Source organism: Clostridium brassicae, from assembly GCF_026738875.1.
GTDB classification, from domain to species: domain Bacteria; phylum Bacillota; class Clostridia; order Clostridiales; family Clostridiaceae; genus Clostridium_H; species Clostridium_H brassicae.
Genome location: NZ_JAPQFJ010000004.1, coordinates 40,851 through 53,672 on the forward strand (window position 1 = coordinate 40,851; position 12,822 = coordinate 53,672).

Annotated in this window: 11 protein-coding genes; 1 reads left to right on the forward strand and 10 read right to left on the reverse strand. The window is 28.5% G+C overall.

Annotation, left to right across the window (positions count from 1 at the left end; translation table 11 throughout):
- The 6 genes from essB to OW729_RS05375 all read right to left on the reverse strand — a co-directional run bounded on the left by essB (position 1) and on the right by OW729_RS05375 (position 4,105).
- Entirely contained in the window at positions 1–1,209 is a 1,209-nt protein-coding gene (essB, locus tag OW729_RS05350; protein ID WP_268060446.1) for a type VII secretion protein EssB, read from the reverse strand.
- A 13-nt stretch (positions 1,210–1,222) separates the two neighbouring features.
- Entirely contained in the window at positions 1,223–1,453 is a 231-nt protein-coding gene (locus tag OW729_RS05355) for a hypothetical protein (RefSeq protein ID WP_268060626.1), read from the reverse strand.
- Positions 1,434–1,937 carry a hypothetical protein gene (locus OW729_RS05360; protein WP_268060447.1) on the reverse strand — a complete coding sequence of 168 codons (504 nt, stop codon included), beginning with the start codon at positions 1,935–1,937 and terminating at the stop codon, positions 1,434–1,436. Before OW729_RS05360 ends, OW729_RS05355 begins: the two co-directional genes overlap by 20 nt.
- Positions 1,938–1,997: 60 nt before the next feature.
- The gene (locus OW729_RS05365; protein ID WP_268060448.1) at positions 1,998–2,294 is read right to left on the reverse strand and encodes a WXG100 family type VII secretion target; all 297 of its coding nucleotides are present in this window, start codon (positions 2,292–2,294) and stop codon (positions 1,998–2,000) included.
- A gap of 461 nt (positions 2,295–2,755) precedes the next feature.
- Positions 2,756–3,178, reverse strand: coding sequence for an acyl-CoA thioesterase (locus OW729_RS05370; protein WP_268060449.1), 423 nt, complete (start codon positions 3,176–3,178; stop codon positions 2,756–2,758).
- 45 nt (positions 3,179–3,223) lie between these two features.
- Positions 3,224–4,105, reverse strand: coding sequence for a DMT family transporter (locus tag OW729_RS05375; protein ID WP_268060450.1), 882 nt, complete (start codon positions 4,103–4,105; stop codon positions 3,224–3,226).
- 436 nt (positions 4,106–4,541) lie between these two features.
- Here OW729_RS05375 and OW729_RS05380 point away from each other — a divergent pair, with 436 nt between their 5' ends.
- Positions 4,542–5,966 carry a pyridoxal phosphate-dependent decarboxylase family protein gene (locus tag OW729_RS05380; RefSeq protein WP_268060451.1) on the forward strand — a complete coding sequence of 475 codons (1,425 nt, stop codon included), beginning with the start codon at positions 4,542–4,544 and terminating at the stop codon, positions 5,964–5,966.
- A 140-nt stretch (positions 5,967–6,106) separates the two neighbouring features.
- Here OW729_RS05380 and OW729_RS05385 read toward each other — a convergent pair whose 3' ends face one another.
- The 4 genes from OW729_RS05385 to OW729_RS05400 all read right to left on the reverse strand — a co-directional run bounded on the left by OW729_RS05385 (position 6,107) and on the right by OW729_RS05400 (position 12,743).
- Positions 6,107–8,101: a methyl-accepting chemotaxis protein gene (locus OW729_RS05385; protein WP_268060452.1), complete on the reverse strand. Its 1,995-nt coding sequence runs from the start codon at positions 8,099–8,101 to the stop codon at positions 6,107–6,109.
- Between the two features lie 119 nt (positions 8,102–8,220).
- A complete protein-coding gene (locus OW729_RS05390; RefSeq protein WP_268060453.1) occupies positions 8,221–9,582 on the reverse strand; it encodes a Na+/H+ antiporter NhaC family protein in 1,362 nt (453 codons plus the stop codon).
- Between the two features lie 233 nt (positions 9,583–9,815).
- Positions 9,816–11,024 (reverse strand): methionine gamma-lyase, encoded by a 1,209-nt coding sequence (gene megL, locus OW729_RS05395; protein WP_268060454.1) that lies wholly within the window; start codon positions 11,022–11,024, stop codon positions 9,816–9,818.
- Positions 11,025–11,372: 348 nt separating this feature from the next.
- Complete coding sequence (locus OW729_RS05400; protein WP_268060455.1) at positions 11,373–12,743, reverse strand: Na+/H+ antiporter NhaC family protein; 1,371 nt, start codon at positions 12,741–12,743, stop codon at positions 11,373–11,375.
- Positions 12,744–12,822: the final 79 nt, after the last annotated feature.

Consider the following 12,822-nt stretch of genomic DNA (forward strand, 5'->3'; position numbering starts at 1 on the left):
CTATTTACTTGGAACTAAATTTAATCCATTTACTGATTCTCCGCTTTTACTTTTATCTTTAGAGGTATTAGTAGTAGTTAAATCTTTTGCTTTATTTTTTTTAGTTTCTTCTCCTATATTTAGCTTTTTAGTTAACTTTTCTATTTGAGATTGTAATTCTTCTTGTGCTTTTTGTTTTTCTTCTCCAGTCATTTTATTATTATCTTGTATATATTTTTGTTTATTTAAAAGAGCATATAAAAGTAATTCATCATCTTGCACCTTTTTCCCTAAATCTATTGCATTATCATATTTTGATCTTCCTATTGCAATCCAATAATCTAAAATATTTTCATCACTCTTATCATTTAACGTAGCTATTATATTCTTTTTTTTATTTTCTGCAAGATTTTCTGACGTTACATATGAATATGCGAGCTTACATTTTGATTCTTTATCAAGTTTTAAGCCTCTTGTATTTTCAAAGCATTTTATTACCCCTTCATAATCTTGTTTCATATAGTAACTATTAGCTTTAATTACCTTTTGATCAAATGGAATTAAGAAGACTGATACATAAATTGTATAAATCATCAATCCCAGTATTACCACACTCATTCCCCATATACTATATTTTTTTACTTTATAATTTTTTAATTTTATTTCTATATACTTTTCTTTATCCTCTTTTTCTTTTATTTTTAAATCTTCTAAAAGTTCATTTTTAACTTCTTCAATTGTTTCAAGTTCTATGTATTTCTTAATTTTTTTATTCTTTTTTATCAAATCCATACCACCATTATAAAAGTCATTGTATGAATATTGTTTGTTAAATACATCTGCAATTAAACTTTTATACTGCAAGACTAGATCTTTATAATCTATAATTTCATCCTCTAATCTTATATCTCTGTCCAAGATTTTTGGAATATAGTTATAGTCATAATAAATGTTATTCGGTTCTAATTTAAATGAATATTCATCTGCTATTTCTAAAACATTGCTAACATTTATTAAAAATCTTAACTTTTCAACAGCTCTTCTATTTTTTATTTCACTAAAAGGTTGTAACTCATTTAAAACATATGTAAAATTCACTTCTTCATCTTTAATATTTACTTTACATGGAATTAAATATGTGTTTTCATAAGTTATTCTATTAATTTCACTATCGCTTTTAGCATTTAGCTCTGATATCTTAACTACATTTTCAAATTCATTTTCCTTCATAATTATTTACCCTCTATAATAATTCTAATCTATCTCCTGTGTATATATTATTTTCTTCAAAAGTACTATATACAGAAATTATTCTCTTCTCTCTATTGGATTTACAATAATTTATCTTTTGTAAATCTAAATTTAAAGCTAAACCATCATTAACTATCCTTATAGCTTCTTGTATCACTTGTTCACTATTTAAGGATATATCAAATTGACCTTTATTCTGTGCTCTAAAATCCAGTGTAATCATTATATTCACCGCGTTTTTCTTCTTCCCTTCGTTTATTTACATAATACATTCTAGTCAATACGCCTGTTAGTATACATAAAAATGTAATTACTAAAACAGTTATAATACCAACATTACTATCATCTTTTTCATATTTAATTTTTTTCTGTATATTTGATTGAGAAAATAAATTATATGCTTCTATCTTTTGAGAAAATTTTTTATCTCTAATAGATTTTGCATTATTTCTTGATAAGAAAATGCTATTGTATAAAGCTTTTCTATTCTGCTGCTGTTTATTACTTAATTCTTGTTTGGTTTTTGCAACCTCATCTGTAAATAATTCAATCCCATATATATCTGATACTGACATATACGGCTCATTTTCACTGTTTTTTAAAGAATCATGATCTATATTTAATTCATTACTTGCATTAACTTTATATATATTAAACGTAAATGTAATTAGAATTACTAATATACTTACTATTATATTCTTTTTCATTCTTTAACTCCTAAAAGAGAGATGTTTAACATCTCTCTTTTAATTTAATTATTAACTTCATTATTTAACTCCAAATTGTGAAGCTATATCGTTATCTCTTTCTTGCATTGCAACTCCTGTTTGTTGTAATTGATGAGAAATAGTTTCTACAAGATTATGCATATTTACAAAGCTTGGTCTTAATTCATTGAATTGATTAGCAAAGCTTGTGCTTGCTTGACCTTCCCATTCAGTTTGTAATTCTGATATTAATGAAGTCATTCTAGTAATTACGTCATTAATTTTTTCTGCTTCTTGATGATAATCCCTTGATCTTTCTATCATACGTTCTGGTGAAATTCTAATTTGATCTGACATTTTGATTTTCCTCCTTTTTTTTACATTGTATTCCTTATTGTAACATAATAATTATGTTTTTTCCACTATTGGAATTATTTTATCAAAATTAAACAAAAAATTACAAATATCCTTCCATATTGATCACTGTTTTGTGTATATGTGTAAAATATTTCAATATAATATTAAAGTTATTGAAAATTAATAAAAACAAAAGATTTAATAAGGATTTTTTATTATAGATATGTTTCACACTTTAGAACATGCCCATGTCCCAAAAGATACAAGAGTTGCACTTTCCAATATTCAGATGATTGGGGAAAAATATCACAAATGCAAATACAAAAGCTAGTGAAATATTTTAACATCACTAGCCTTTTATTGTTTTAGTTTCATTTAAATATTCTATGATAACAAGAAAAATTTTTTTATTACCTATCGCCTATCAATCAACATCTATTTTATAGCCAATAAATAAAATATCATTCTTTATCATATAATTCATTAATTTTTCCCCACATATCTGGATGTTTTTTCTTTATATTAATAATTTTAAACTCATTATTTACAAAAACATGTGTAGTGGTTCCTTTAGCTAATAGTTTATTGTCATTTTCTCTAATAACATTATAACTAAAAATAACTTTGGCTCCATTTAACTCTTCTATAAAAGTTTCAATTATAAGCTCATCTGCATATTTTGCACCTTCTATATATTTGCATCCACTTTCCACTAATGGCATCATCACACCTTTTTCTTCTATATCTCTGTACGTCATACCACTCTCTGTTATAAACTCCCCTCTACCTACTTCAAACCAAGGGTAATACCTTGAATGATGAACAACTCCCATTTTATCCGTTTCAGCATAACGAACTTTGACTTTTGATTTATTAGAATACATATAAGCATCCTCCTTTACTTAAGTTATTAGACCTAGATTCTATAATTACTTGAACCTTTGGCAAATATATACCCCTGTTATTATAAAAACAGCAGCAAATATTTTTACAATAGTTATACTTTCATTTAGTATTAAAGCAGATAATATAATAGAAAATATAGGAACTAAATTTACAAAAATAGAAGTCCTAGAAGGTCCTATTTGCTTTATAGACATTTGCTGTACAAGATATCCTATAACTGATGCAAATATACTCATATATACAACTGCAATATAAGAATAAGTTGGTACTTTGTTTATTAAAGCCATAGGATTTTCATATATAACAAACGGAATTAAAAATAAAGTACAAAATAAAAAACTGTAAAAAGTTAAAGTCATTGGAGAATATCTTGGCATAACTTTTTTACTGTAAACACCATAGGCGGCCCAACATAGTACTGCTAAAAGCATTAATATATCTCCTCTATTGAAATTAATACTTGTTATAGCTTTTACATTTCCATTTGTTATTGTTAAAATCACACCTGTAAATGAAAGTAATATTCCAGCAATGCCCTTATAGTTCAGCTTGTCTTTTAGAAAAATAAAACTCAATATAGTAGTTATAATAGGATTAGATGCAGCTATTATTGATGAATTTATCGCTGTAGTGTATAAAGAGGCTTTAAAAAAGAAAATATGATACCCTACCATACCAACTATTCCTGTAAAAAGAAACACAGGTATATCTTGTTTTTTTAACTTATATATACTCTTTTCCTTAAATGAAATAACAAAATAAAGTATTAATGTAGCAATTAAAAATCTTAAAAAAGTTAGAGTAAATACAGGAATATGTGGTGCTGAAAGTTTTGCTGCAATAAATGCTCCTGCCCAAAACAATGCAGATAATACCATCAAAAAATAAATATTTCGGTTTTTCATAAAATTATCTCCTTAGTATTATTTTTTATTATAATAATTACTGTTTAAATTATTCTATTTTTGTTGCAGTAGAACCAATGTGAATTTATTAGGTATACTTCACTTCTTATATTCTATTAAACATAATAATATTTAAATTTCTAGGTATCATATAAAATAATAAGACAAGATATATTATACCATATAATAACATATATACTTACTACATGTTACATAGTAAAATTCATTTATTCTATTAAAAAATTATTTATTTCATGTAATTTCCGAATCAATTTTAAATTTATATATACACTATCTTAATTATTAATTATTGAGAATTATTTGCCATCAATATATACTTAATATGTAGATAATTAAGAATATTTAATATAAATTATATTTTGAATTTTATTTTAGTTTTTCATTTTAAATAACTGTAAAGAAAGTGGGTAAAAATATGCAACTAGACTCTCTTGATATTAAAAATTTAGATATATGTTTGAACAAAGCTATTAATGTTGTAAAAAACTATATGGAAAATATCTCTACGGAACCAGTCATTCCTAATATACAACGAGAAGAATTGAATAATTTAATTTATAAAGATATTCCTTTTGAAGGAATTGGTGTTGAAAATGCTATTGAAGATGTAAAAAATACAATTGTGCCTTATTGCAGTAAAATAGGAAATCCAAAATTTCTCTCTTGGATCATCACAAGTCCATCTCCAGCTGGGACTATTGGGGAAATTTTGAATGTAGGTCTAAACCAAGTTCCTTTCTGCTATAAATCTGGCCCAGCAGCCACAGTCATTGAAGATATTGTTATAGATTGGTTTAAATCTCTATTTGGATACAATGATAAAAGTGGAGGAATTCTAGTAAGTGGAGGCACGATGGGAACATTAACTGCCCTTTCTGTAGCTAGAGAAGTTCATATGCCGGGTACCATGACAAAAGGTATTCAAAACATAAAAAAGCCTTTAGTAGTTTATGTTTCAAATATAAGCCATAAATCAGTTGAAACCGCTGCAAGTGTACTTGGTATTGGAAGTGATTTTGTAAGAAAAATCCCAGTAGATTCTAATTTTAAAATGAATTTTAAAGAGCTTGAAAAGCAAGTGGAAAAAGATATTACATTAGGTTTTCATCCTTTCTGTGTTGTAGCACAAGCCGGTACATCAAACGAAGGTGCTGTAGACGATATTGATACAATAGCAGATTTCTGCAATAAAAACAATATATGGCTTCATATTGATGCTGCCTTTGCTGGCGGAGCAATTTTAACAGAACGAGGCAAGAAACTAATGAAAGGCATAGAAAAAGCGGACTCTATTTCTACAGACCCACATAAATGGTTTTTCATTCCTGTAGAAGCTGGATGCGTTCTTATTAAAAATAAAGAACACCTATATAATACTTACAAAACAACTAACAAAACTTTTAATCATGAAGATCCAGTAGACTACATGAATTATGGAATTCAATTTACCCGTGCTTCTAGAGCTTTTAAAATTTGGTTTGCTTTTAGATCTTATGGACTTAATAAAATTGAACAAATCATAGATAAAAATATGGATTTGGCAGAAGAATTTGCAAAAAAGATAACTGCCTCTGATAAATGGCAGCTTGTTACTCCTGTACAAACATCTGCAGTATGTTTTAGATACGTTCCTAATTCCAACTATAATGATGAAGAACTAAATAAAATTCAAAATAAAATATTATATGAATTAGAGTTAAGCGGGAAAGCTTTTCTATCTCCTGCCATCATAAAAAATAAAACTGTTATAAGAGCTTGTTTTTCAAATCATAGAACTAGTTATGAAGATTTAAATCTTGTATTTAAATACCTTTCAGATATATCTAAAAAATTTAATTAACATTAATGTAATACTAAATTTTAAACTTTTGCTAATCTAATTATAAGTTTTAAAAACATTTGTACGTCTAAAGTGTAACTAAATATAATAAAAGGAACATAGTAAAATTAAACTATGTTCCTTTTATTATATTTAGTAAATTATATCTTAAATTTTCTAGAATCTTCTTCTAGCTTCATAGCAAGTTCTACAAGTGTTTCTGCAAAATTAGCTATTTGTTCAACACCTGAATTTTGCTCTTCAGAAGATGCACTTGCTTCTTCTGTTGCTGCTGCTATATCTTGAGCTAAAACAGCTACATCAGAAACATTTTTAACAACCTTTTCTTTATTTGCATCTACTTTATTAAGAGATAAATACATATCACTTATATTTTCTGTTAAAGCTTTAAGTTCGCCTATTATATTATTAAAACTTGTATTTGTAACTTCTAAACTGTTACCTGTTAAGTTATTTAAGCTCTTACTTTCATTAATACCCTCTAAAACTATTTTCATATTATTTTCCATATTAGTTAATACATTGTTGATTTCATATGCTGAATTAGAGGATTCTTCAGCTAATTTTCTAACTTCATCTGCAACTACAGCAAACCCTTTTCCATGTTCTCCAGCTCTAGCTGCTTCTATGCTTGCATTTAAAGCTAAAAGATTAGTCTGCTCAGTTATTCCTTTTAAAGCATCTGTAATAGTTAGTATCTCCTTAGAACTTCTTGCAAGAACTTTAACATTTTCTAGCAATGTATCATTTGCTTCTAAATTTTTCGAGTAATTTTCTCTCAAAGTATTTATTGCCAAAATACCTTCATCAGCTGCTCCTTTTACATTTTTTGAAGCTTCATTTATGGTTTTGCTTTTCATAGTAGTGTTATCAATTTCTTTACTTAAAGAAATTGTTAATTCCTCAGTATTCTCTAAACTTGTAGATTGTTCTGAAGCACTCTCTGATATACTTTGTACAACTTTTGCCACTTCTTCAGATGCAGCATTAGATTCTTCAGTGATAGCTGCCATGTTTGAAGAAGCATCTTGTAATTGTTCAGATGAGTCTTTTATATTTTTTATAACAACCTGCATATCCTCTATCATTAAATTTAAAGAGTCTCCAATTGTTTTTAACTCTTCTACATCTCCCTTGTTATTTATAATCTTTAAAGAAAAGTCCCCTGTTCCTAGTTGTTTTATATACTGAACCATTCTTTCTATAGATTTAGAAAATCTTACACCTGTAAAATTTCCTACAAGCAAAGATAAAATTAATAAAACAATTATAATTAAAACCATAGTATTTCTAATTTTCTGAACAGATTGATTAAATTCAACCTCTGGAATAAATGCTGCTACAGTATACCCTGTTTCTTCATTTTTCATAGTATATGTAATATATTTTTGACCTTTTATTTGTGTTATTTTATCTTTAGATTTGTTTTGTATTAATTCATTAATCCATTTTTCTTCTTTTGAATTTTTACCTACTAATGTTTTATCCTTACAGGCTATTATATTTCCTGTGTTATCTATTATAGTTGTAAATCCATTCTGTCCTATATTTATTTTAGATACTCTTTCGGATAAGTCATCTAAAGTTATGTCTATTCCTGCTACGCCTGCCAATTGTCCTGCTTTATTTTTAACATTTTTGGCTAAAGTTATAACATATCTACCTTTCTTATTTACATCTTCATAAGGCTCAGTAATGATGACTTTACCTTGATTACTTAAAGCATTTTTATACCAAGGCCTTGTCCTAGGATCAAACCCGTCTGGTATTTTGTCTACTGTAGCATGATGTTTTCCTGTAGATTCTCCATAATATATTGTTATTATATCTTTATGTGCATCCCTACATTCATAAAAATAAGACATCATACGTCCTTCATATTCTGGATGTGCTTGTATCTCTTTAGCATCTGAATTTTCACTAAGCATATTTATAATTTCTTTATTATACTTTATGATATCATTTAGAATAGAAGATACATTTGACGTTTGATTAAACATATCACTATCAAACTTTTCCTTAAGACCTTTGTTGTTAATATAATAGCTTAAAGATGCGATTATAGTAGTAGGTATGATTACTGCTAAAAATAGTAGTATCGTTATTTGGGATTTCATGGTCTTTTTTATCTTCATTATGCCCCTCCTTCTTATACCTTTAAAGTTTTTGTTATAAATTTATGTTACTAAAATATTCAAACAAACACAAGAGCAAATCAAATATTTGATTTGCTCTTATAATGTCCTTTAAAATTTTATTGTGTAATCTTTTCTTCCCAATTCCAAGGGGTTTTCTTAATAATTCCATCAGCAAATGGAACAAATATTGATATTATAGCTGACACTACTAGAAGTTGTTGATACCATAATAATGGAATAACTTGTCCTGGAGATACTGCCCCCTTAGTAAAGCTTAATAATATAAGCATTTGAGCTCCATAAGGAATAAGTCCTTGGAATACACAAGAGAATGTATCTAATAAAGATGCACTTCTACGTGGATCTACTTTGTATTTTTCACAAAGTTCTTTAGCTATAGGTCCGTTTATTATTATAGCAACTGTATTGTTAGCAACTGCAGCATCAGTTAAAGAAACTAATGCAGCAATTCCAATTTCTGCTGACTTCTTTCCTTTTATAACTTTTTGAATTCCATCTAATAAGAATTGAATTCCACCTGCTTTTGTAACCATATTAGCAAGTCCACCAGTTAGCATTGATAAAATGAAGATGTCTATCATACCTTTAAACCCTTCAAATATTTGCTGACCAAAAGTTAAAAATCCTAAATTTCCATAAATTAATCCAATTGCACCTGAAAGAACTATACCACCTGTTAATACTGCAAAAACGTTCATTCCTGCTAATGCTAAAACTAAAACAAAGATATAAGGTAAAACCTTTATTAGATTATAATCATAAGCTTGCATTGCTGGTATAGTAGTCGGATGTCCAAAAATAAGAAGTAATACTATTGTTATTATTGCTGCTGGAGCTGCTATGAATATATTAACTCTAAATTTATCTCTCATTTCACAGCCTTGAGTTCTAGTTGCAGCAATTGTTGTATCAGATATTACAGATAAGTTATCACCAAACATAGCTCCACCACATACAGCAGCTAAAGTAAGAGGCATTGATAACCCTGCTTTTGTAGCAACACCTACCGCTATAGGTCCTAGTGCAGCTATTGCTCCTACAGAAGTTCCTGTTGCTATAGATATAAATCCTGCTATAACAAATAATCCTGCTGTTATATATTGAACTGGAATAAGTGTCAATCCTAAGTTAACTGTTGAGTCAACTCCACCCATTGCTTTAGATACTGCAGCAAAAGCTCCTGCTAATAGGTAAATTACACACATTATAATTATGTCTGAATTTCCACAACCCTCTACAAAAGATTCAAATTTTTCATTTATTGTTCCTTTTAATAAAAAGAATGCTACTACGATACCAGCAAAAGCAGCAACTGGTGCTGGTAATTGATAAAATGCCATTTCAGCATGTTTTACTTTATCAAGGTAAATTCCTGCTCCAAGATAAATGCCTACAAAAACTAAAAAAGGTATAAGGGCAATTCCATTAGCTTTTACTTTACTTTGGTTATCACTCATTATTTATCCTCCTCTTGATTATAAATTGTATGAAAATAATTAGTTCACTTTTGAAAAGGTTTTCATGGTATGGAAACAACCTTAATACTTATTATAGATTAAATATTTTTTTTTTCAATATTATAATATAAAAATGAATTTATTTTTTACTGGTAAATAAGAATATTTTTGGGGGGAGTACCTCCCCCCTATATATAATTGGCTCCTTATATGGGCAATTTATATTGAACTTACTATTTAACTATTAAATCTAAAGCTTGTTTCAAATCAGCGATTATATCTTCAGCATCTTCAAGACCAACAGATAATCTTATTAATCCATCACTTATTCCTACTGCTGCTCTTTCTTCTGCAGTGTATGGAGAGTGTGTCATTGAAGCTGGATGTTGAATTAATGTTTCAGTATCTCCTAAGCTTACTGCTAATGAAGCTAATTTAACATTATTCATAACAGTTCTTCCGTCATCTACTCCACCTTTAATTTCGAAAGATATCATACCGCCTGGTAATTTCATTTGTTTTTTAGCTAAATCATATTGTTCAAAGCTCTTAAGTCCTGGATAGTATACTTTATCAACTGCTGGATGAGCTTCTAAGAATTCAGCAACTTTCATAGCATTTGCACTATGTTTTTCCATTCTTACTTCTAAAGTTTTCATTCCTCTGATTACTAAATAAGCATTCATAGGGCTGCAAACTGCTCCTGTTAAATCTTTAACTCCTACTAATTTAACTTGAGTTATAAAGTCTGCTTTACCTGCTACAAATCCTACTATAACATCTCCATGTCCATTTAAGTATTTAGTTCCTGAATGAACAACAACGTCAGCACCTAATTCTAATGGTTTTTGGATGTATGGAGTATTGAATGTATTATCAACAAATACTAAACAATCTTTGTTGTTTTCGTGAGCCATTTTAGATACTGCTTCTACATCTGTAATTTTTAATGTTGGGTTAGCAGGTGTTTCTAAATATACTATTCTAGTATTTGGTTTCATAGCTTTTTTAACTTCTTCAAGATTAGTTATATCTACAAATGAAACTTCTATACCAAATTTAGTAAGTCCATGACTTAATAATGCAAAAGTACATCCATAAAGTGTATCAGATGCAATTAAGTGATCTCCAGCTTTTAATGCTGTCCATAATGCTGAAGATATAGCTCCCATACCAGATGCTGTAGCTACAGCTGCTTCTGCTCCTTCTAATAAAGCAATTTTTTCTTCAAGTTCAGTAGCTGTTGGATTTCCAAGTCTTCCATATATATATCCTGGTTCTTCTAAAGCGAATCTTCTTCCACCTTGTTCTGCTGAATCAAAGATAAATGTAGAAGTTTGAAATATAGGTGTTGCTAATGATCCAAATTGTTTATCTCCTACATGTCCACCATGTATTGCTTGTGTTGCTACACCCATTTTTTCAATATGCTCTCTATTCATTTATATCTCTCCTTTTGATTAATTAATATATTTCTATTAGATATTTAATATTTATATTTTGAAATTACTTACACTACTTTATATAGCAATTCACGTGCCAATTTAAACGTTTACTCATAAATCGTCATTTTACGCGCTTTAAACAAAAATAATTATCCTGGTGTAAACATTTACAACCACATTTAATAAAATAATGGCAAATTACACTTCCAAATGTAAATTTAATTTGCCATTATATTAAATTTAAGAATAATTTATAATTAAAATTTTGAACAATTAGTTATACTTTATCTTAAAACTGTCGAATTTTTAAATCTATGTTCTGTTTTTTAATAAATATTATTATAATTAAGCAACTTCTGATTTTGCTTCTACTTGTCCCTTTTCCCAATTCCAAGGATGTTTTCTAAGGAATCCATCTGCAAATGGTACAAAAGTAGCTATTATTGCGCTCACTAAAAGTAATTCTTGGAACCATACCAGTGGGATTATTTGCATTGGTGATACTGCTCCTTTAGCAAAGCTTGTAAGAACTAACATTTGAGCTCCATATGGTATAAATCCTTGAATTATACAAGAATATGTACTTAATATAGCGGCACTTTTTCTTGGGTCAACTTTAAATTTATAACATAACTCTTTAGCTATCGAACCATTTATAATTATAGCAACAGTATTATTTGCTACAGCAGCATCAGTTAATGAAACAAGTGCAGCTATTCCAAGTTCTGCTGATCTTCTGCCCTTTACCATTTTTTGAATTCCATTTAATAAACATTCTAATCCACCAGCCTTCGTTACCAGCTCAGCTAGCCCTCCAGTAAGCATTGATAATAAGAATATATCAGTCATACTTGTAAATCCTAAGAATATATTTTTTGCAAGACTCATTACAGTTAAATCACCATAGAATAGTCCAATTCCCGCTGATAAAAATATTCCTCCAGTTAAAACTGCAAATACATTTGCTCCCATTAAAGCTAATACTAATACAAATAAGTATGGTAATACTTTTATAATATTGAAATCACAAGCTTGTAAAGTTGTAATAGTTGTAGGTTTTCCAAACACAAGTAATAGTATTACTGTTATAATTGCAGGTGGTATAGATAAGTAAACATTTACTCTGAATTTATCTCTCATTTCACAACCTTGAGTTCTAGTAGATGCAATAGTTGTATCAGATATTATAGATAAATTATCACCAAACATAGCTCCCCCTAATACAGAAGCCATAGTAAGTGGCATTGACAATCCAGCTTTTGTAGCAACACCTACAGCTATAGGTCCTAGTGCAGCTATTGCTCCTACAGAAGTTCCTGTTGCTAAAGATATGAAGCCTGATATTATAAATAATCCCGCCATAATATATTGTGCTGGTATATAAGTTAATCCTAAATTAACAGTAGAGTCAACTCCACCCATTGCTTTAGATACAGCAGCAAAAGCTCCTGCTAATAGATAGATTATACACATTATAATTATATCTGAGTTTCCACAACCTTCTATAAATGTTTCAAATTTTTCTTCTATGGATCCTCTAAGTAATATGAACGCTGAAATAACACCTACAAATACAGCAACTGGTGCAGGAAATTGATAAAATGCCATCTCAACCCCTTTTGATTGCAGGTATATTCCACTTCCGAGATACACTCCAATAAACACTACAAAAGGCATTAAAGCAATAATACTGTTCGTCTTTTTTTTCGAGCTCATTAATTTTTTGTCCTCCCTTAATTTTAATAAATTAGTATATTGTTTTAAATATTCTTATTTTTCTCATAAACTACAGAAA